The sequence below is a fragment of the Lentibacillus kimchii genome (assembly GCF_042666895.1).
In the GTDB taxonomy this organism is placed as follows: Bacteria; Bacillota; Bacilli; order Bacillales; family Amphibacillaceae; genus Lentibacillus; species Lentibacillus kimchii.
The window spans coordinates 1-20,456 of the sequence record NZ_JBHTGR010000006.1 but is presented as its reverse complement, the minus strand read 5'-3'; the positions used below and the strand labels follow the sequence as shown (position 1 = coordinate 20,456).

General features: G+C 46.2%; 22 protein-coding genes, 1 pseudogene and 1 riboswitch. Of the genes and pseudogenes, 12 read left to right on the top strand and 11 right to left on the bottom strand.

Annotated features, from left to right (window positions below; translation table 11 throughout):
* Positions 1-111: 111 nt before the first annotated feature.
* Genes ACFQU8_RS04285 through ACFQU8_RS04275 form a run of 3 tightly spaced genes read right to left on the bottom strand, consistent with a single transcriptional unit; the run spans position 112 to position 1,837 of the window.
* Entirely contained in the window at positions 112-1,164 is a 1,053-nt protein-coding gene (locus ACFQU8_RS04285) for a C45 family autoproteolytic acyltransferase/hydolase (RefSeq protein ID WP_382357944.1), read from the bottom strand.
* A 14-nt stretch (positions 1,165-1,178) separates the two neighbouring features.
* Entirely contained in the window at positions 1,179-1,493 is a 315-nt protein-coding gene (locus tag ACFQU8_RS04280; RefSeq protein ID WP_382357943.1) for a DMT family transporter, read from the bottom strand.
* A complete protein-coding gene (locus tag ACFQU8_RS04275) occupies positions 1,493-1,837 on the bottom strand; it encodes a DMT family transporter (protein WP_382357942.1) in 345 nt (114 codons plus the stop codon). Before ACFQU8_RS04275 ends, ACFQU8_RS04280 begins: the two co-directional genes overlap by 1 nt.
* Positions 1,838-1,892: 55 nt before the next feature.
* Positions 1,893-1,991: riboswitch (guanidine-I (ykkC/yxkD leader) on the bottom strand.
* 212 nt (positions 1,992-2,203) lie between these two features.
* On the opposite strand from ACFQU8_RS04275, the gene ACFQU8_RS04270 reads away from it, so the two are divergent.
* Positions 2,204-2,554: a hypothetical protein gene (locus ACFQU8_RS04270; protein WP_382357941.1), complete on the top strand. Its 351-nt coding sequence runs from the start codon at positions 2,204-2,206 to the stop codon at positions 2,552-2,554.
* 87 nt (positions 2,555-2,641) lie between these two features.
* Here the strand turns inward: ACFQU8_RS04270 and yidC are convergent, their stop codons facing one another.
* Positions 2,642-3,448 (bottom strand): membrane protein insertase YidC, encoded by an 807-nt coding sequence (yidC, locus tag ACFQU8_RS04265; RefSeq protein WP_382357940.1) that lies wholly within the window; start codon positions 3,446-3,448, stop codon positions 2,642-2,644.
* The gene (locus ACFQU8_RS04260; protein WP_382357939.1) at positions 3,403-3,771 is read right to left on the bottom strand and encodes a hypothetical protein; all 369 of its coding nucleotides are present in this window, start codon (positions 3,769-3,771) and stop codon (positions 3,403-3,405) included. The genes yidC and ACFQU8_RS04260 overlap by 46 nt, the downstream gene beginning before the upstream one ends.
* Before the next feature lie 312 nt (positions 3,772-4,083).
* On the opposite strand from ACFQU8_RS04260, the gene ACFQU8_RS04255 reads away from it, so the two are divergent.
* Both ACFQU8_RS04255 and ACFQU8_RS04250 read left to right on the top strand, forming a co-directional pair.
* Entirely contained in the window at positions 4,084-5,325 is a 1,242-nt protein-coding gene (locus tag ACFQU8_RS04255; protein WP_382357938.1) for a CynX/NimT family MFS transporter, read from the top strand.
* A 43-nt stretch (positions 5,326-5,368) separates the two neighbouring features.
* Positions 5,369-5,758 carry an RNase H family protein gene (locus ACFQU8_RS04250; RefSeq protein ID WP_382357937.1) on the top strand — a complete coding sequence of 130 codons (390 nt, stop codon included), beginning with the start codon at positions 5,369-5,371 and terminating at the stop codon, positions 5,756-5,758.
* Between the two features lie 28 nt (positions 5,759-5,786).
* Here ACFQU8_RS04250 and ACFQU8_RS04245 read toward each other — a convergent pair whose 3' ends face one another.
* The gene (locus ACFQU8_RS04245) at positions 5,787-6,413 is read right to left on the bottom strand and encodes a metal-dependent hydrolase (RefSeq protein WP_382357936.1); all 627 of its coding nucleotides are present in this window, start codon (positions 6,411-6,413) and stop codon (positions 5,787-5,789) included.
* A gap of 212 nt (positions 6,414-6,625) precedes the next feature.
* On the opposite strand from ACFQU8_RS04245, the gene ACFQU8_RS04240 reads away from it, so the two are divergent.
* The gene (locus tag ACFQU8_RS04240; RefSeq protein ID WP_382357935.1) at positions 6,626-6,949 is read left to right on the top strand and encodes an ArsR/SmtB family transcription factor; all 324 of its coding nucleotides are present in this window, start codon (positions 6,626-6,628) and stop codon (positions 6,947-6,949) included.
* An 11-nt stretch (positions 6,950-6,960) separates the two neighbouring features.
* Complete coding sequence (locus ACFQU8_RS04235) at positions 6,961-9,504, top strand: heavy metal translocating P-type ATPase (protein ID WP_382357934.1); 2,544 nt, start codon at positions 6,961-6,963, stop codon at positions 9,502-9,504.
* Positions 9,505-9,557: 53 nt separating this feature from the next.
* Here ACFQU8_RS04235 and ACFQU8_RS04230 read toward each other — a convergent pair whose 3' ends face one another.
* Positions 9,558-10,787: a dicarboxylate/amino acid:cation symporter gene (locus ACFQU8_RS04230; protein ID WP_382357933.1), complete on the bottom strand. Its 1,230-nt coding sequence runs from the start codon at positions 10,785-10,787 to the stop codon at positions 9,558-9,560.
* 252 nt (positions 10,788-11,039) lie between these two features.
* On the opposite strand from ACFQU8_RS04230, the gene ACFQU8_RS04225 reads away from it, so the two are divergent.
* From ACFQU8_RS04225 to ACFQU8_RS04200, 6 genes are all read left to right on the top strand, one after another.
* Complete coding sequence (locus tag ACFQU8_RS04225) at positions 11,040-11,414, top strand: hypothetical protein (protein ID WP_382357932.1); 375 nt, start codon at positions 11,040-11,042, stop codon at positions 11,412-11,414.
* Between the two features lie 128 nt (positions 11,415-11,542).
* Positions 11,543-11,758, top strand: coding sequence for a YjzC family protein (locus tag ACFQU8_RS04220; RefSeq protein WP_382357931.1), 216 nt, complete (start codon positions 11,543-11,545; stop codon positions 11,756-11,758).
* Positions 11,759-11,940: 182 nt separating this feature from the next.
* The gene (locus ACFQU8_RS04215) at positions 11,941-12,765 is read left to right on the top strand and encodes a gluconate 2-dehydrogenase subunit 3 family protein (protein WP_382357930.1); all 825 of its coding nucleotides are present in this window, start codon (positions 11,941-11,943) and stop codon (positions 12,763-12,765) included.
* A gap of 15 nt (positions 12,766-12,780) precedes the next feature.
* Positions 12,781-14,520: a GMC family oxidoreductase gene (locus tag ACFQU8_RS04210; RefSeq protein WP_382357929.1), complete on the top strand. Its 1,740-nt coding sequence runs from the start codon at positions 12,781-12,783 to the stop codon at positions 14,518-14,520.
* Positions 14,521-14,776: 256 nt separating this feature from the next.
* Positions 14,777-15,931, top strand: a complete 1,155-nt coding sequence (rodA, locus tag ACFQU8_RS04205) for a rod shape-determining protein RodA (protein ID WP_382357928.1) — start codon at positions 14,777-14,779, stop codon at positions 15,929-15,931.
* 159 nt (positions 15,932-16,090) lie between these two features.
* Positions 16,091-17,602, top strand: a complete 1,512-nt coding sequence (locus ACFQU8_RS04200; RefSeq protein ID WP_382357927.1) for a potassium/proton antiporter — start codon at positions 16,091-16,093, stop codon at positions 17,600-17,602.
* A 59-nt stretch (positions 17,603-17,661) separates the two neighbouring features.
* Here the strand turns inward: ACFQU8_RS04200 and ACFQU8_RS04195 are convergent, their stop codons facing one another.
* Positions 17,662-18,312: a pentapeptide repeat-containing protein gene (locus ACFQU8_RS04195; protein WP_382357926.1), complete on the bottom strand. Its 651-nt coding sequence runs from the start codon at positions 18,310-18,312 to the stop codon at positions 17,662-17,664.
* A 73-nt stretch (positions 18,313-18,385) separates the two neighbouring features.
* Positions 18,386-19,030: pseudogene (locus ACFQU8_RS04190) on the bottom strand (ABC transporter ATP-binding protein); the annotation flags it as partial.
* Between ACFQU8_RS04190 and ACFQU8_RS14225 the strand changes: the two are divergent.
* The gene (locus tag ACFQU8_RS14225) at positions 18,984-19,424 is read left to right on the top strand and encodes a respiratory nitrate reductase subunit gamma (protein ID WP_449280298.1); all 441 of its coding nucleotides are present in this window, start codon (positions 18,984-18,986) and stop codon (positions 19,422-19,424) included. The pseudogene ACFQU8_RS04190 and the gene ACFQU8_RS14225 overlap by 47 nt on opposite strands.
* Before the next feature lie 262 nt (positions 19,425-19,686).
* Here the strand turns inward: ACFQU8_RS14225 and ACFQU8_RS04180 are convergent, their stop codons facing one another.
* Both ACFQU8_RS04180 and ACFQU8_RS04175 read right to left on the bottom strand, forming a co-directional pair.
* Complete coding sequence (locus tag ACFQU8_RS04180) at positions 19,687-19,944, bottom strand: hypothetical protein (RefSeq protein ID WP_382357924.1); 258 nt, start codon at positions 19,942-19,944, stop codon at positions 19,687-19,689.
* 101 nt (positions 19,945-20,045) lie between these two features.
* Positions 20,046-20,255 (bottom strand): hypothetical protein, encoded by a 210-nt coding sequence (locus tag ACFQU8_RS04175; protein WP_382357923.1) that lies wholly within the window; start codon positions 20,253-20,255, stop codon positions 20,046-20,048.
* Positions 20,256-20,456 lie beyond the last annotated feature (201 nt).

Genomic DNA, 20,456 nt, shown 5'->3' with positions numbered 1-20,456 from the left:
CAATTAAATTCTATCCTTTATTAGCACAAAGTTCAATAGCCATAACCACTTCTTAGAGAACTCTAGCAACGAATTCGTTTAGATTGCCATTTAAACTGAGACTGAAGCATACTAGCTGCCATATGGCTGTGTATTTGCAAGTCCCAGCTGCGTGTCGAGTTTTCCCTGAATCTGCTTAGCTGTGATAGGTGTACCTTGCAGCCAGGCGGCAAAGTCAAAGACAGCCGGATCCTGATCGCCGCCCAGCGCAAACCATACTTTAAGATCTTTTGGAAAATAGGCAGCAGTATGAATTGTGCCGGCCCAGCTTTTATACAAATCAGAGAAGACATCCCGATCTTTATCGTTCATGAGCCGAAATGCATCATGAGGCTCAATCGACTCTGCCGCCTTCTGTTCAATAATTTGCTCACGCCGTTTGGAATCCACTAAATGGTGTCGGTTTTCATGCTGAAGCAGTTCAAAATGATTCGTGCACGTCTGGGACTCCCTCACGCTAACAGATCGCGGCGACGCCTCAATCACATAAGTTCGCTCATACCGGTCAAGAACGACATAGCTGAATGAACCGCGATGAGGAATCTCGCGCAGCAAGTGAATGGCGTCATCAACTGTGGCACATGTCTCCAGAATCATTCGTCCAATCATTGGCGAGATGAAGCCATCACCCGGTTTGCGCCGCTGCATAAAGTTGTAGCCCATTACCAGCCCTTGTTCGTTCATGCCATCCATGCGGCCGGTTACACGGGAGGCGGGTCCTGCAATCGCATAGCCCTGATCGGTTGGCTGGAAAAAGCTGAAGCGTCCATCATAGGTGAGTGGATGATAATCATAATTGCGGACCAGGAAGTCCGAGCCTGTCAAAATGGAACAGCCGCTTGGTACCCAATTCACGCGGTAGTGGCCAAAATCACGCAGAACGTCTTTTAAAGGCATATCCAGACCTTCACTGAGACCCAGCAATTCCTCCCAGATACCTGGGGCGAATTGTCTGAATGCGCTTTTGACCTCCTCTTCAGCAATATGAAAACGCGGTTTTCTGATGCGCCAGCCTGCCTGCCGGTTTTTGAGTATAGCTGAACCCTGCAGTGCCCGCCCCTGGGCATAGCCAAAATCATCATGGCTGCCGCGGAATTGTGTGATGTCTGTATGGACGTCTGTCATAGTCATCATCCTTTTTAAGAAATAAGTTTCAGACCAATGGTGGCAGCCAATATAACGGCTATGGCGACTAACCGCTTCCAGTCTCTTGACTCACCATAAATAAACATGCCTGCTAAGGTGCCAAAAACCACCCCAATGCCGGTCCAGACAGCATAAGCTGTTCCCATTGGCAGTGAACGCAGTGCATAACTGAGCAGCCCAAGACTTGCACCAAATCCCAGAATCAACAGGACGACTGTCTGCCAATTGCGCGTGTAGCTTAACTGATTAATCATGGCAACACCAAAAGCTTCCAATCCACCTGCTATTATTAAAACGAACCAAGCCATCAGGACTCAGCTCCTTCCTGTTCACTAGCATCATCTGTGATTAGTTTCAAGCTGATGACGCCGGCCAATAAAAGCGCTATTAACAAGATTTTGGCCCATTGAAATGACTCGCCAAAGAAAAGGATCTCTGATAGAACGGTTCCCGCTGTTCCCAGACCGACGAATACGGAATAGACAGTGCCGGCCGGGAGCACTTGCGCCGCCGTTATCATTAAATAGTTACTTACAATAATGGCAATAACGGTGCCGGTCCATGTCCAGACGTCATAGGCATGTGTCAGGCCGATCACCCACATCACTTCAATAATAGCCGCTATAATGACTTTCAGCCAGTTTTTATCCATTTACAGAACCTCCAGACTCAATTAAAAAAGCCCTGAGAGCAACTGATCATCCAGTTTCTCCCGGGCTTTTATCCCTCCGTGGCACAGCCATCAGCTGTGGGTTTTCTCTTGGTCCAGACCAGTATGTCTCTGCGGAACCCTAGAAAACAATTATCTATCTCACATTATACACAACTGTCTTAGTCGGTCAAATATTTCGTTTCAGTAATTTTGCAAAGCTATATGTTTTAAAAGAAGGAATTTTGGCCATTACGGCGAACTTGTATCATATCATGTATAAACCGGGTTCAAATGATTTAGCTGTCAACATATGAATTGACAGAATAACACTCGTTAAACTAAACAAAATGGCAGGTGATTATGCCTATGACGCTGGAAGGCAGCAATGCAGCCATCAGTATCCTGATTGTGGCTATTCTCACAGCCTGGGCTGTCAGTTATCTGTATGGCTGGAAAATGATTGAGTTGAGCGGCTTTGTTGGATCACAGATTGCGATGGCTGGTATGATCAATTTATTTTTGTGGGCATGTGCCGTATTTGGCTGGTTTTTGTATGCATTTGATATTGGAAAGGCACTTTTTTTTGGCGGACTGGTGCTTTTATCAGTCCTGTTCGCAGTCAGTGAAGCAGCTCTTATCACTTTATTAATGGTGCGCCGGAAGACATGGCTGGCTGTTTATCATAAACGAAATGATAATAATAGGGCATATCAATAGAAATAACCACGCTATCTCATTAGTTTGTTCAATCATTTCAAGAAACAGGCGGCAGCTCGTGGCTGCCGCCTTTACGCTGCGAATCGTTTAAGACGTTTCCTCTGTCTTTTTCTTATGCGCTAAAAAGATCTTCTTGGAGATCAGTGTCTGACCAATCGTGAACAAGCCGCCGACGGCCCAGTATAATGGCAGAGCGGCCGGTGTGTTGAAGGAAATAATACCGATCATAACCGGACTCAAAAGGCCAATGATCGCCATTTGTTTCTTTTGCTGTGCCTCCAAGCCAATTTGGGAGACTTTGAACTGAATGAAGTAGACAGCAATCGCGATAAGTGCTAGTATCATATTCGTCTCGCCAAGGTCAAACCATAAAAATTGATGTGACGCAATCTCTGGTGTCCGGCGGATTGCCCAGTAAAACGAGATCAATATCGGCATCTGAATAATCAGGGGCAGGCAGCCTGCCAATGACGACAACGGGTTGAAATTGTGTCTTTGATACAGTTCCATCATTTCCTGCTGCTGCTTCATTTGTGAATCCTTGTCTTTTTGATCTTTATATTTTGCCTGAATCGCGTCCATTTCCGGCTTGAGTTCTTTCATTTTATCCTGCATTTCCATACTGCTGCGTGTCTGTTTCAGCATGAATGGCATCACGACAAGACGGATCATGAGCGTGATGATAATAATCGCCATCCCATAGCTTCCGTTAAATACGGATGCAATCGACTTAATTAATAAAGAAAAGTTGTAGACAAAGTAGTGATTAAAAATCCCCTCTGTGTCCTCGGTGATCGGCTCATTGAGTGATCCGCAGCCAGCAAGGAAAATTACCAGGATCAACCCAATTAAACTATATTTTTTAAAAGCTGTGAATACAGATGTGCGTTGCATTGTGCTCCTCCTCGTTTTTTCGTTATTGTTTTGAAAAAAGAGAAGGTGTGATCGTCAGTATCATCATCTGGTGCGTCAATACGCTTAGCTTTTTGAACAATCCAGTCCATAATAGCTGTTGACTCGCCAATGGACTCCTGAACCGGAGCGGCCTGAATCCGGATGGCGTGGGACTTGCGTGTTGCTACATGTGCGAGTTCATGGTTTTGATGCAAATCAAGCTGGGCCAGATTGATTGTACCAATGACCGACAGGAAGACACTGACGTATAAGTAAACCGGTGACGTATCAACAAACAACTCATACAAGAGCTCGGTGATCATCTGTATTCACCTCCTTAATAAATTCAAAAACATTTCTGTATGATGTCATCATACTACATATTCGCGGAAATCGTAAGGAAAAATCATGGCTGTCTGTTTTTTAAAGCCTGAGGTGCGGATAACTGGGAAAACGGTTAAATAATGAGACCATAGAATGATGGATATGCCTCTGGCGGCGGTTGACGCTTTGCTAAGTGGGTGTTTAAATGTTCAAGCTGAAACCTAATTTTAAATTGATTCAGCGCCGGAAGAAAAACTGAATACTATAACTTAACATTGTCTTATAGCTGCGCGGAAGGAGCATCTTTTTTTATGAACAATTACCAGTTTGAAGACATGAGACGTTATACTCGATCGCTGCTTATTGCTGGTATTATCAGTATTGCTTTTAATCTGCGTGCAGCGATCACGTCGGTCGGCCCTCTGGCAAATGTTATTGGAAAAGATCTGGGGCTGGAAAGCTGGAGTGTCGGACTCCTGACCAGTTTACCGCTTGTAGCATTTGCGGTGATGTCGCCTATTGCACCGAAGCTTGGCAATCGATACTCTAATGAAGTTGTATTAATTGCCGGGATGGTCATGCTTATGGCGGGTGTTGCAGTGCGCTCGCTCCCGTTTTCGCTCTTTCTGTTCAGTGGAACGGTCTTAATCGGACTGGGCATTGCCGTTTCCAATGTGTTGCTTCCTGGTGTGATCAAAGAACGTTTTCCGTATCGGGTCCCTCTGATGACGAGTGTTTATTCGATTGCGATGAACCTGGTTGCATCACTTGCCTCCGGACTCAGTATACCGCTTGCAGCTAATGCTGGACTTGGCTGGAAGTGGTCCCTGGCTGTTTGGGGTTTACCCGCGTTGTTCGCTATTGTCATCTGGGTTTACTTTGTGAAACGGCGCCAGGCTGCTAATGATGTGCCTGTTAAATACATCGCTGCCAGTGATACACGAATGTGGCGGTCCCGTCTGGCTTGGGAAGTGGCGGCCTTTTTTGGTTTGCAGGCATTTTTATATTATGTCGTAATCGCCTGGCTTCCAGTGATTCTGCAGGACTATGGCGTGAGCAGTCAGACAGCGGGCTGGATGTTATCGTATGCCCAGTTTATCGGCTTGCCGGCTGCACTTCTTCCGGTGGTTGCAGGAAAACTCAAATCACAAAGCTTTTTGACAGCTGGTATCAGTCTGGTAGCCTGCGCTGGTATGTTTGGTTTACTGGTGGGCGATTCTTTTGTCACGATGGTTATCAGCGTTACATTAATTGGGCTGTCAATGGGCGGTTTATTTCCATTGGCGCTTGCCTATTTGGGCATGCGGACACAAGGCGCTCAACGGGCAGCGGAATTATCCGGCATGGCCCAGGCAGTTGGTTACTTTGTCTCAGCGGCTGGCCCGCCAGTTATTGGTTTTCTGAATGATATGACTGGCGGATGGCAGCTGCCGCTTGCTATTGTGCTAATCTTGAGTATGATAATGACGGTGTTTGGTTATGGTGCAGGACGAAACCGGACAATTGAAGATGAATTTACGGATATGGCTGCTAAGAAAGATAAAGCCAGCTAATGATTAATCAAACGAACGTGTTAATGATAAAGGAGCAAAATGGATGATTGAGGTTTATACGGATGGAGCATCCAGCGGCAATCCTGGAGTCAGCGGAGCGGGTGTTTATATTAAATTGGAAGACAATGCTTGGGAGTTCACTTTCCCGCTTCCGGTCATGTCCAACCATGAGGCGGAATTTCATGCTGTTATCAAAGCACTGGACGTATGCGTGGAGAACTTTACAGGTGAGATTTTATCTTTTCGCTCTGACTCCAAATTGGTCGTGGATGCGATCGAGACTGGTTATGCACGGAATGCGGCTTTTAAGCCATTGCTGACGGCGATTAATGAACGAATAGAGGAATTTCCGCTTTTTTTTATCAAATGGATCTCCGAGAAACATAATTTGCATGCTGACCAGCTGGCCAGACAAGCGATAGCCGGCGGGTGAGCCCAGAAGAGCTACACCCTTCAGCAGGCTAAATCGCTTTCCGGCTGAGCGGCCAGAATAATTTAATCCCGCGTTTATTGCCCGGTATAAAACGCATGTCCGCCAGCAAATGGCTGAGATAGGCCAGCATGAGTGTCCAGCATAAACCTGTTATCTGGAACTGTTCATGAATATAGAAAGTAATTACCCCAAAAAATAACAACCCTATCAATGAATGGGTGCAGCCCCGATGCGACGCGATTGAGGCAATGACGACGTAAAGCCCTGCCAGTCCGGCCCAGATTGCTTCCAGAGCAATTCCGGCTGCGATGATGGCGATGCCGCTGACCAAAAGCATCAGTCTCTGTGAAAATTTAGGGGCAAGCAGCAGTAAAAACACACCCAGTGCGAGACCGATATACATAGCGGCTCCTGACAAGGCAAGCAATGCATACCCTCCCAGCAAAATGCCGGCTGTCCGCACGAACCCCTGGATCATTTTATGTGACAGTGAGATTTTATTAGCAAGCTTTCCAGCTGTATCCAAGTCGGGTGCCAGTGAAGCGACCATGCCCGCAGCCAGTAAAACAGCTGTACCGATGGCGTCCTGACCAGTCGTCTGTGCTACTGCAACACCGGTTCCCGCCCCGATGACCGCGTGGAATTTTCCATCCATAGTTATTCTCCTTAAGTTTTATGACATCGTTATTATACAGGATACCAGAACGTTTGTGCAGGGTCTGGCGCCATACGGTTTGCTGTGGCTTAATTGCCTTATGTTCGAATCCAGTTTTAGGCTGCCAATATTGACACACATATTAGAAAGAGTTAATATGATGATAACATATTAGTCATTATTAATATATGACACGCTGGGGGTCCTGAATCATGCAAACGGTCGATCTTGATTTAAAAGTTAAATTTTTGCACGGTTTTTCGCATAAAGTGCGAATTCAAATACTGGATAGTATTCAGGAAGGTGAAAAAACCGTTTCGGAGATTATGTCTGATGTGCAGGGAAGTCAGTCGAATATATCACAGCATTTAGCTTGTTTGCGCGGGTGTGGGTTGATTGCAGGCAGGCAAGAAGGGAAATTCATGTATTACCGGCTGCGCAATGACCAGATCCGTGAACTGCTCGATATGTTCGATGATGTCTTAACCGATGTCGAGTCAGATGTCATAACGTGTGAATCGGACGTTGCTGAATAGGAGGTAATCGTATGAAAGATGAACAAGATACACAGGAAGATAGCTGCAGCTCTGGGGCATGCTGCAGCGAGCATGAGGTGTCTCCCGATGTTGCCCATAACCATCATAATTGCAGTACTGAAACGAAGGGCGAAGGTGCGGACGCGGCCGATCACAGCGATGACGCTGACCTGAAGGCATCAACAACAGACACCATCTCGGAAAGGTTTGAATACCGGATTTATGGTATGGATTGCCCCTCATGTGCCGAATCCATCGAAAAGGGTTTAAATAAATTAACGGGTATAGCGGAAGCACACGTCAGTTATGGCACAGGCAAGCTGAAATTTGCCGGTGCGGCGGACCTTTCGCTTGATGCGGTGGAAGATCAGGTGAAAAAGCTTGGCTACACAGCGGAACCTGTTCAGCCGCAAAGTCCGATGCAGACATTTAAAGTGGAAGGTATGGACTGCGGCAATTGCGCCAAAACGATTGAAAAACATCTTCTGTCATTGCCCGAGGTTGAAGATGCGCATGTCTCCTTTTCCACCGGTCAGCTGAAGATCGCCCACGCCATGCGTAATGAAGGAGTCGAGACTGAGGTCGGCAAACTTGGTTATACTGCGGCACCTGTGGCACATAAACAGGATGGCGAAAGTTCTCAGGGCAAAAAGTCCGGCTTTGGTACCATTATTGCGTCGGGCGTTTTGATCGCTGCCGGTTTTGCCAGTCAGCTTTTTGCACTGACTGAGTGGCTGCCGGCCATCTTGTTTGCAGCTGCTATTGTGCTCAGCGGACGCAAGCCGGTCAAAGCAGCGTACTTTTCCATCAAAAATCGCTCGCTTGATATGAACGTTCTGATGTCCATGGCAGCGATTGGCGCCGTAATCATCGGTGAATGGCTTGAGGGTGCCATGGTTGTCTGGCTGTTTTCTCTCGGAAATGTGCTGCAGGAGCGGTCGATGGAGCAGACCCGCCAGTCTATCAGCGGTCTAATGGATATGGTGCCGTCGAAAGCCTGGGTCAAAACGGCCAATGGATTAGTTGAGAAGGCCGTGGAGATGATTACGCCTGGTGATGCGATTGTCGTAAAACCCGGTGACCGCATTCCGCTGGACGGGAAAGTGCTCACCGGCGAAACAAGTGTCAATCAGGCCCCTGTCACCGGTGAATCGATTCCAGTGGATAAAACAGCCGGTGATGCTGTCTATGCTGGCTCTATTAATGAAAGCGGGTCACTCGAAATGGAAGTGACGAAACTTGCAGAGGATACCACGCTGTCGAAGATTATTCACATGGTAGAAGAAGCGCAGGAACAACGAGCGCCTGCACAGGCATTCATTGATAAGTTTGCCGCGATCTATACACCAACTGCGTTTATTATAGCGCTCGCCGTTATTCTGCTGCCGCCGCTGCTGGGATACGGTGACTGGAGTGAGTGGGCTTACAGAGGGCTGGCACTTCTGATTGTGGCTTGTCCGTGCGCTCTCGTTATTTCCACGCCAGTTGCGATTGTCTCCGCGATTGGCAACGCCGCCAAAGAAGGCGTGCTGGTCAAGGGCGGCACCTTCTTAGAAAAGGCTGGTCATGTTAAGGCGATGGCGTTCGATAAAACGGGAACGCTGACGGCTGGCAAACCGGATGTAACAGAGGTGATTCCGGTGTCTGCTTCCACAGATGACCTTTTGTCCGTGGTTCGGACGCTGGAAGAATATTCGACACACCCCATTGCGAAAACAGTGGTCGATTATGCACGTGAGCGGAATATTCAGACCAAACCGGGATCATTGTTCACAAATCTTACAGGCCGCGGCGTTCAGGCGACCATTCAGGGTACAGTCTATTATGCCGGGAATCAGAAACTGTTTCATGAGCTGGGCCTGTTTCCTGAGTCGCTACAAGATCAGGTCACTCAGCTGCAGCAGCAGGGTAAAACAATTGTTATCGTTGGAACTGAAACGGAAATCCTTGGCGTGATTGCTCTTGCCGATACGATTCGTCCGATAACAGTCAGTGCTCTCGACAATCTGAAGGGAGCCGGCATAAAGGAAGTTGCCATGCTGACAGGCGATCAGGATGTTACGGCCAAAAACATCGCGCAAATGGCTCACATCAATCGCTATTTTGCGGAGTTGCTTCCTGAAGATAAGGTTGATGCGGTTAAACAATTGCAGAAGGAAGGCTATAAAGTTGCAATGGTGGGGGATGGCATCAATGATGCTCCTGCATTTGCAACCTCTGAACTGGGCATTGCCATGGGTGGTGCCGGTACCGATACGGCTATGGAAACAGCGGATATTGTGCTGATGGCGGATAACCTGGAAAAATTGCCGCACACCATGCGGCTGAGCCGGAAAGCGCTTCGGGTTATTAAACAGAACGTCTGGTTCGCCCTTATCATCAAACTGGTTGCCCTGGCTCTGATTGTTCCTGGCTGGCTGACGCTCTGGCTTGCAGTTATCAGTGATACAGGTGCTGCTGTTCTGGTGATTCTTAATTCACTTCGGCTCTTAAAACGTGACGGAAACAAGGGGAAATCCCGCCAGTCTGATAAACAGCGGCTTTCCCCCGCATAGCACCCAACAGGGTACGCTGTCATAACGGCAGCGTACCCTGTTTACGTTACGTATCAGGTCTGTTGGCGATGTTTGGATTCGGTCCGGTCGATCACAGCTGCACCAACAACATCTCCCATGACATTGGAAGCGGTGCCGGCCATGCCGATCAAAGCGTCAATCCCGGATATCAGCGCGACAATCTCCATCGGCAGGCCGAACATAGTCAGGACGACGGATAAGGTGACCAGGCCGGCTGCGGGGACACCAGCTGTACCAATTGACAGAAGTGTGCCAATCAGAACAACCACGACAAGGTCAGCTGGTGCTAAATCAAGACCGGTAATATTGGCAGCAAAGACGATTGAAACACCCATGCGCAGCGCACCCCCGTCAGCATTAAAGACGGAACCAAGCGGCAGTGCGAAGTTTGCTGTTGTGTCGCTTACGCCTGCTTTTTTGGCAGCGTTGATTGCAACCGGCAGTGATGCAATACTGCTAGACGTTACAAAGGCTGTTATATAGGCGTCCTTGGCCTGTTTAAAGAATGATATAACATGATGGCCCGACAGTTTTAAAAACGATGTATAAACCACCAGCATCACTAACGCTACCCCAGCATAGAACACGCCAAGAAAAGTGAGCAGGGACTTAAGGGTTTCCCAGCCCTGGCCGCCAAATGACGTCGCACTGATGGCAAAGATGCCAACAGGAGCATACAGCAAAACACCACCGAGGATTTTATAAAACATCTCATTAAGAGCTGAGAATAATTTGTGCAGCATTTCACCGTATTGATTAGATTGCTCGTTAGACGTATAACGCATGATGGAAGTGGCGATGCCGACGATAATAGCTATAAATAATATCGCCATCAGATCCCCATTCGCAAATGCCTGAAATATGTTTTCCGGTACAATTTTGAAAAGCATATCTGAGAATGTCGGTGTATCCGGCTGCGAGACGTCAGCATCCGGCAGTGTCACTCCCTCACCAGGTTTGATCCACAGAGCCAGGCTGACGCCAATGAAAACGGCAGCGGCTGTTGTTGTCATATAATAGAGCAAGAGCTTTCCGCCCATGCGGCCGAGCTGCTTCGTATTCAGACTGTCTACCGCCAGCACGACAGTGAGAAAGATGACGGGAATCGCTATTAGGCTCAAAAGGTGTATAAACAGCGTTCCAAGCGGTTCGAGGAAGGCTGTCTGATCTTGGAAAATAAGGCCAGCAGCAAGACCGAGAATAAATCCGGTCGTCATTTTCTTAGCAAGCGATAATTGTTTGTACCACGTCCATAACGACATTGTCTATGATCACACCTTTATTTTTGCTCCGTTCCAGCCCATTCTAACAGCAAACGGTTCTCCAGTTGAAATGAGAAGGTTACTTTTGTTCTAGAAAGTTAAAAAATCACGCTGTGCCTGACCTGCATACGCCTTTGAATGATTCCAGCTGTTATGACTATCTTCGGCATGTTCTTATATGAACAAAATGACCCCTCTGGCATAGGCTATGATGGAACTATCTTTATGGATTAAAAGGAGGATACGGCTGTTATGTCTGCACAATCATCTGAAATTAACTGGCTGACGCGTTTAGAGGCGTGGGCAGAAGAATGTACGACGCTGGCAGCTTCGATTGAAACTCGAGCTGATCAATCTGATGCTGAGGCAGGATCGGCGGAGTGGCAGGAACGCTTCTGGGAGGTTAGCCAGTTGGCGGCTGAGGTGCGTGAGCGGCTGTCTGCTGAGGAAACAGCGGATGCAGCAGCTGATATGATAGCTTTGGATACAAAGGCACGCGAACTTGATGCAGCTCTCCGGCCATTCATCGAAGGCGAACCGAATCATGATGCAGCAGAGGTACCTGAGGATAACGAAGAACTCGAGCAGACGACGGAAAACGATCAGTATCAGGACACGACCGTTTAATACGCTTCAGCGAAAAAAAGAGAGCGCTCGTGTTCAAAACGTAATGCGCCGTTATCGGATCTATATGATAGCTCTGCACTAATTCGGGCATGCTAAATACAGCTATCTTTATGAAAGGATGATGAAAAATGGGTGAACAATCGCAATTTAACCATGGCGACAAAGCCCCTAATAACGGCGTTTACATCGAACATGGTGAAACAGGCAGCAATGTGGAATCTCCTGATCAAATCGAGATGGAAGCTGGTGACAAATTTCCGGAAACGTCGAACCAGGATCGCATCTGGGTCCATAAACGCGATCTATCCAAGAAAGGCGTGGACGACAGGAGCAGCAGTCACTGAATTGACATGCTTTCTTGATAACTAAAAAATACCGGAGCATTTTTCACCAGACAAGTGTAGCTGCTGATAATGGATCAGCAGCTTTTTTTATAATAAATCCAATGTATCATTTTGGAAAAGCAGGGAAAGATAAGATAGAAATCTTATAAGAGACTATTACCAATCGTCAGGAGGCAACTGTAATGGCAAATAATGACGACAATAAGCCAGATGAAAGCCGCCGCCGATTTATGAAGAATACAGGCTGGGTTGCTGGTGGTGTCGTAGGCGGTTCTTTATTAGGCGGCCTTGTTACCGACCAGTTTCAGGATGAGTCGGATACACAAACCAAAAATAAAGAAAACGCTCAGACGCTGCAGGAAGCCCGGACATTTTTTAGCCGTAAAGAGGATTTTGATACGCTGAAGGCGGCAACGGAGCGCATTCTCCCTAAAGATGACGATGGTCCGGGTGCGATTGAGCTGGGAGTTCCGTTCTTCATTGATAAGCAATTAAACGGGTCATGGGGCACGAATGATAAAGCTTATATGAAAGGCCCTTTTTATCAGGATGAACAGACCCATAATTATCAGCATATGGACTCGAAGCAGAATAAATCAGGGCCCAACACAAGCACACAGGCACCGTCGGACACGCCGAGGTACCAAACAAGGCTGAACAGAGGTGACATTTATTTACAGGCTCTGAGACGCATGAACGATGAAAGCCAGAAACAGTTCGATAACAAATTTGTCGATCTTGATGGTGATAAGCAGGATAAGATTCTACAAATGTTTGACGATGGCGAAATTAATTTGAAGGGTGTTGCCGGCATTACATTTTTTAACCTGCTGCGGCAAATGACGCTGGAAGGCGCTTATTCTGACCCGGTATATGGCGGCAATCGCAATATGATGGGCTGGAAGATGAAAGAATATCCAGGACCCCGGATGAACTACGCCGATGAAGTGGAAAGTGAGGAGTTTATCAAGAAAAAACCGAAAAGTCTAATCGATTATCAATCATGATAGGAGGTAATACTTATGGCAAAGAAACTGGATAAAGTGGATGTTGTTGTTGTTGGTACAGGCTGGGCAGGCGGTGTTATTTCAGCGGAACTTGCCAAGACCGGCAAGAAGGTTGTAGCGCTGGAAAGAGGTGAAAATAAAACCCGGGACGATTATACGGGTGTTAAGGATGAACTGCGTTTTATGAACCGATTTCAAATGATGCAGAATTTATCATACGAAACAATTACATCGCGAAACGAGTTGGACGAGCGGGCATTGCCAGTCCGGACTCGGGATGAGATGATGGCGGGGACCGATACTGGCGGTGGCGGTGTCCACTGGGCAGGGGCTGTCTACCGTTATCCGCCGTATGATTTTGAAATTTACAGCAAAACGGTTGATCGTTATGGAAAAGACAAAATACCAGACGGCATGACGATTCAGGACTGGGGCATCACTTATGATGAAATGGAACCCTACTATGACCAGTTTGAAAAAACAGCCGGCATCTCTGGTGAAGAGGATCCGCTGGGGCCAGAACGTTCAAATGATTTCCCGAATCCGCCGCTGAAGGAATCACCGCCTATTCGTATGTTTAAAGATGCTGCGAAAGAACTCGGCTATCACCCCTATCAGGTTGCATCGGCCAATGTCTCCCAGCAATATAAGAATCCGGATGGCGAAACACTGAATGCTTGCCAGTATTGTGCGTTCTGTCACTACTATGGCTGCGACTTCGGGGCAAAATCGGACCCGCTGGTAACGGTCATCCCTACCGCACAAAAACAGGACAATTTTGAACTGCGGACGCAGGCTTATGTGCGGCGTGTGCTATATGACGGCGGCAACAAGGCGAATGGCGTCATGTATGTCGACAGGCAAACCGGTGAGGAGTTTGAACAGCCGGCTGATGTTGTTGTGCTGGGGGCATTTACATTTACAAATAATCGTCTGCTTATGCTGTCGGATATCGGCAAGCGGTATAACCCGGATACCAGAAAGGGTGTTATCGGCAAAAACTTCAACGGTCAGATGAATATCACGTTTCTGGGAGCGAGAGGCTTTTTCAAAAATAAAAAATTCAATCTCTACGCAGGTGCTGGTGCCCTTGGCGGAACAATGAACGATTTTGCAGCCGATAATTTCGATCACTCGGACGTTAATTTTATTAATGGCGGGGCTATTGAACAGCGACAATATGGTGAAGGTGCCATAACCAGCAACCGTGTTCCAAAGGGCACACCTAAGTGGGGAGCGGAGTTCAAGAAAAACGCCAACTTTTATGCCTACAGAAACCTGGAAGTGTGGTATACAGCGGCAACCATGCCATGGTACCACAACTATATGGATTTGGACCCGACTTATAAGGATGAATTCGGCGATCCGCTGCTGCGTGTCACCAATAAATATTCGGACCAGGACAAGAATATCGCTAAATTCGGAATTGATAAGTGCCATGAGATTATGGAAAAAATGGGTGCTGATATTATTGAAGATGATGAGATTCCGGATGAATTTGATCATATGTACCAGGGCGGCCATTATGCTGGCGGTGTGATTATGGGTGATGACCCCGAGACGTCTGCTGTCAATAGTTATCTGCAAATGTGGGATGTCGATAACCTTTTTGTTGTCGGTGGCTCTGCCTTTCCGCACTTTCCGGGGCATCATCCGACCGTAACCATTGGAACGCTGGGTTACCGAGCAGCTGATGGCATTAAACAATATCTCAAAAATGGTGGTCAGCTGGTAAAAGGCAAACAGAAAGCGTAGGAGCTGTCCTGATGGTTCCTGCTTATGAATTTTAAATCATTATGGCAAGCATGAAGTGCTCTTCAGAATTCAGGCGGGCACTTCATGCTTTTTATTAAGGCCAGAATCAGGTAAAATGGGTGTGACTCAAGTAATCTAGTATAATGCGATTATATGCAAGGTGACATCGTTCCCATAATCAGTGTTAAGCGATAACAGTCCTGGCTCACAAGGGATCATCACCTTCCGTTATACGAATGTAAAGAGGTTTAAGTCTATGCAGCGAGAAAATAAACCACAAATTGATTTAACCTTAATAAGTATCATCATATGTCTGGCCATTTTCAGTCTGATCGCCATTTACAGCGGATCGGGGCAGTATATTGATAATGGTGATTTGTTACACTTTGTGAAACGGCAGGCCATCTGGTATGTGATCGGCTTACTGTTTATGGCGGCGGTGGCCAGTTTTGATTATGAATTGCTGAAGCGGTCTTCGTATATTCTGTATGCAGCTGGTGTTGTGCTGCTTCTGTTTGTACACTTTTTCGGCACCAGTGATAATGGATCGCAGCGCTGGATTAATGTAGGTTTTACAGAAGTTCAGCCATCCGAATTTATGAAACTATTTCTTATTCTGGCGCTTGCCAGTGTGTTGAGCAAAATCGGCAGTGAACGTTTAGGATTTAAAGCAAGCATACCGGCCGTGCTGAAAGCGCTTGGTCTTGCCCTTGTACCATTTGTTCTGATTATTAAGCAACCGGATTTGGGGACGTCACTTATCATTGCTGTTATTGCTGCTGTGCTGATTTTTACATCGAGTATTTCTCTTAAAATTATTGCAGCTATGTTTGCAGGTGCTGTGAGTCTGGCCGGCGGGTTTCTTTACATGTATAAGGAACATTTGGACATTTTATCTAAAGTGCTGGAACCGCACCAGATCGGCCGAATCTACGGTTGGCTTAATACGGATGAGTCCGGATCAGGCTTCGGCTTTCAGTTAAAACAGGCAAGGATGGGCATTGGCTCCGGACAATTGACTGGTGAAGGTTTTGATCAAGGGACGCAAGTGCAGAGTGGCCTTGTGCCTGAAGTGCATACCGACTTTATTTTCACGGTTGTCGGGGAGGAATTTGGTTTTATCGGTTCGAGCCTTTTGCTGTGCCTTTTCTTCCTGATGATTTACCGGATTATCCTTATTGCTATTAAAGCCCAGGACTTGTTCGGTGTCTATATTTGTGTTGGCGTTGTTGGATTATTAACTTTTCAAATATTTCAAAATATCGCGATGACGATTGGCATCATGCCTATTACGGGCTTAGCGCTTCCTTTTATGAGTTATGGCGGCAGTTCGCTGCTTACGAATATGCTGGCACTGGGACTTGTGTTCAGTGTGCAATTGCATTCACGTCAGTATATGTTCAGTGAATAGGCAGCTTTGTTCATCTTTGAAGTTAGTCTAAAAAGCTCCCGGGTTCAATACCATTATTTGCTCATTTGAATAAATTAAGGGAGCAATTTTTTTGTTTTTTACCGAAAAATTCGATAAACTGGTTATAAAATGACTCTTTCTCTGAAAGGACTTTGTGCCATGGACCCCAGTGTAACATCTTTTGTGTTACTATTTGCTCTCATGCTCGTTGTGGGTGTATTTACAACGAAATTCTCGACCCGCCTAGGGCTGCCCTCCCTTGTACTCTTTCTGTTCGTCGGAATGCTGCTCAATGACTTTTTTTACTTTGATAATGTCAAACTAACCCAGCTCATTGGTATCATGGCTCTCATTATTATTTTGTTCGAGGGTGGTTCACAGACGAAGTGGAACAATATGCGGCCTGTGCTTGCACCAGCGGGTGTATTAGCGACTGTTGGCGTTTTGCTGACGTCACTTATTACGGGTCTGGCTGCGTATTATATTCTTGATCTGTCGATGCTTCAAGGGATGCTGCTCGGGGCCATTGTTGGTTCGACCGATGCTGCAGCAGTCTTTTCTGTACTCGGAAGCAAGAATATTAATAAACGGCTGACAGCCATACTGGAAGCTGAATCCGGAACGAATGATCCAATGGCAGTCTTTTTGACGGTCAGCTTTATTACGCTGATTCAGGTGCCGGATAGCACAATCTGGACCGCGATAGGCGGTTTTTTCGTCCAAATGGGAGTGGGCTTGGTTTTGGGCCTGTTATTTGGCCGGCTGAGTGTGCTGTTAATTAATAATATTAAGCTTGATGTTTCAGGCATGTATCCGCTTCTGGCATTGGGAAGCGCCGTTATGACTTATGGTGTCACTGATTATCTGAGCGGGAGCGGTTTTTTGGCAGTTTATGTGATGGGGATCATTGTCGGCAATAGTGATCTCATGCATAAGTTTGCCATTGTACGCTTTAATGAAGGCTTCGCCTGGATGATGCAGATTATCATGTTTATTTTTCTCGGTATGCTGGTCTTTCCGGGTGATCTGCTGGAAGTTGGCTGGCAAGGTATTCTCCTGGCTATCATTCTAATGTTTGTAGCGAGGCCTGTTGCAACCAGTCTGTGTATGATCTTCTTTAAGTACAGTCCGCGGGAGCAGCTCTTTCTCTCCTGGACAGGCTTGAAAGGTGCTGTGCCGATCGTTTTGGCGACATATCCGATTGTAGCCGATGTGGAAAATGCGCAGATTATTTTTAATGCCGTCTTTTTCGTTGTGCTTATTTCAGCCCTTGTGCAGGGCAGTACGTTGTCACCTCTGGCAACAAAACTGGGTCTGACTGAGGAACGCAACGACTTCGACTCAAGCGGTTTTGAAATGATTAATCTGGGTGATACCAATTCGGAAATTATGAAGCTTCCCATCAGTAAAACCGCACCTGTTGTCCAGTCAACGCTGAATGATATGATGCTGCCTAATGATACGCTTGTCATTGGTGTTGTCAGGAATGACGAATTGGTTACACCAGATGGTGATACAACAATTGAAGCGGGCGATGTGTTATTTGTGCTGAGTGATAAAAATCAGCGAGCTAAGGTGAGGCAGGCCTTTTTAGGGAAAAAAGCGAAAAAAGAAAAACAAAAGCAAAAGTCGCAGAAGTTAGAGAAGTTATTCGGACGAAAACGCGAGTAGCGCCACACGAGGGCTGTCCGATGGCAGGCACCCACAGTCTGCTATCTCTGGCGGCCTATTTATGTGTCCTGGTCGTTTAGCCTGATGCCAAACAGTTCAATGAACCCACTTGCCTGTTCCGGTGCAATCACGGCACCGCGCAATTCTTCTTCGCCTACATGGATATGGGTGAACTGACAATGGCTCAAATCAACAGCCTGGAGTGAGGTTCCACTGAACTGGACATCCTCAATGTCTGCATCACCCAGCTGCAGATTCTCCTGTGATGCATCAATAAAGTTAGCCCCCTTCACGAGACAACGCTCAAACAAGACATCCCGGAGTTTGGTTTCATTACAGATAAGGTACGGGGCCTGGCAGTCTATCCAGGTGACATCCTGCATGATCGCCCGGTCAAAGTCAGCACCGGCCAATTTACAATGATGGAAAGTGACTCTGTTCAAGCGAGCCCCCTGTAAATTAACGGCGGACAGGTCACAATTCTCGAAGGAAACATCCAGCCATTCGGAAAATGGCAATGCCGTATCCCTGAAAGTAACGTTTTTAAAATAGATTTGTTCAAATCGCACATGCTCAGCATATACCGGGCCGATTGCCGAATAGATGGCACCCATTTCGTAAGACGCGTGATCAGTTAGCTCCTCAATGGTGAGAGGATCCAGCTGTTCCGGTAAATCTGGTGTCTGGATCGATCGCTGGCGTTTTTTCACAATGACGGCCTCCTCTTAGACTAGTATAGTTGAAGATTACGAGGGAGGCAATAGACTTCTCGGTTAAATGCGATCAGCCATAGATACGGTTTTCCGTATCCGCGTCGAAAAAAGAGGCTTTCGTCATATCGAACGCCAGCTTAATCGTGTCGCCGGTATCATACCGGGCATTTGAAGAAACACGAACAGTCAGCTCATAGTCATTTAAACGCGCATACAAGCAGGTCTCTGCTCCCAGCAGTTCAACAGTATCAATGACCGCCGAAAATGATGTGTCAGGTGACGCGTTTATAAACGCTGGTTCGTCGTGAATAGCCTCGGGACGGATTCCAAGAACCATGCACTTGTTTGAGTCATTGTGTTCACGCAGCTCTTTCCCTTTTTCTTCTGGAATGGCAAAAGAATCGTTTCCAATTATAAACTGCCCACTTCGCAGGGTTCCGTATAAAAAGTTCATGGATGGCGAGCCAATAAATCCGCCGACAAACGTGTTTTCGGGATAATCATACACTTCTTTGGGCGCCCCGATTTGCTGGATGACGCCATCATTTAAAACGACAAGCCGTGTTGCCAGGGTCATCGCCTCAGTCTGGTCATGTGTTACATAAATCGTCGTTGTCTGCAGGCGCTGATGCAGTTTTTGAATTTCATAACGCATTTGCGAGCGCAGTTTGGCGTCTAGATTTGACAGCGGTTCGTCCATTAAAAATAGTTTTGCCGTTATCGCACTGCTGATTGTAGCCGGAACCGGTACATATGTGGCACTTGTCTATAATACGACGGTCACGGCTTACGAATACCGCGAAACAATCGGGCCATGGTTTCGGAGTCTCTTCATGCTGCAGCCAAGGTATCAGCTAATGGAAGGCACCCCGTATGTTTTTAAGATGCATGTCGTGTTTGCATTTGGGCTGTTTGCTTCCATTTACCCGGCTTGTTCATTTTTACAGTCTGCCGGCTGGCTATCCGGCAAGAGCACCGCAGCAATAAATCACACTCGTTTTAGTATGACTTTAAAACGAAAAGATCGCTCATATCAATTGAGCGATTTTTATAATATATTTACTCTGTTGTTCCACAACTGCGCCCGATTGCAGTATAAGTTGTTATAAGACTATTTTTCATTATGGGTCTGTGTATTTCTCAATTTTTTATCAAAAAGATATTGGATTACAAACATCCCGATTAGGGATATTGGGAAACCAATAAGATAAAAATAAATATTTTTATCTATCCCAATTACCTTGGGTAAATAAAGAATGAGAAACATCCAAATAACAGTTGTAATTATTCTCACTTTCGTCACTTTGACACCTTCTTCTTACTGCAATATGGCCAGACTCTTCCACAACTGCGCCCGTTTGCTGATGGATACTATTTTACTGAATCAACGATTTTTTTTGCATCTATCAATGACAAATCGTATTTCTCTCTCAATGATTTCACAGTCTTTACTTCTGTTGAACTTTTTAATATTTCTTTTGCTTCATTTTTTATATCGCCATATTCTCCAGTTTTCTCCAAAAGTCTAAGTTTTTCTTTTTTTAAAGCACTATTTTGACGCATTAAACTGATACCCCAACCTAAGAGCAAAAGCATAATTAGTATTGAGCTTATTTCTGACCACTGCATCTAAATGACCTCCCTATAATTTAATTTTAACAAATTCTTATTTCATAATCTGGCCCGATTCCAGTATAATTTTTATTCCAGAATTGCGCCCGTTTGAAGAATTAACTCTTTGATGTTAATGACGACTTAAAGGTAATAATTAATAAAAACAAAAATCCGATAGAACCACCTGTCGCAAGTAATTTAGCAGCCATTGGTTCCTTATTAAAAAAAGTGTATATACCAAAAACCAGAAATATTGTAATTATTGTTCGAGAAACCAATAATAAAACATTTCCTTTTTTATCTTCATATAGCTTTCCTGGTGACAAGTTACCCCCTCCTTATCGATGATTAACTTTAATTTTAACATATTTTACTTCACAATCTGGCCCTTATACGCAATATGGGCGCTGCTCTTTATTAAGGAATCGTCAGCAATAGGTAAGCGTTTGAAGTTATCTCCGGCTTTTCCCCTGCTCCACACGGAACGTGCAAGTTTCCCCGCATTCCGCGTTCCATCTAACGTAATT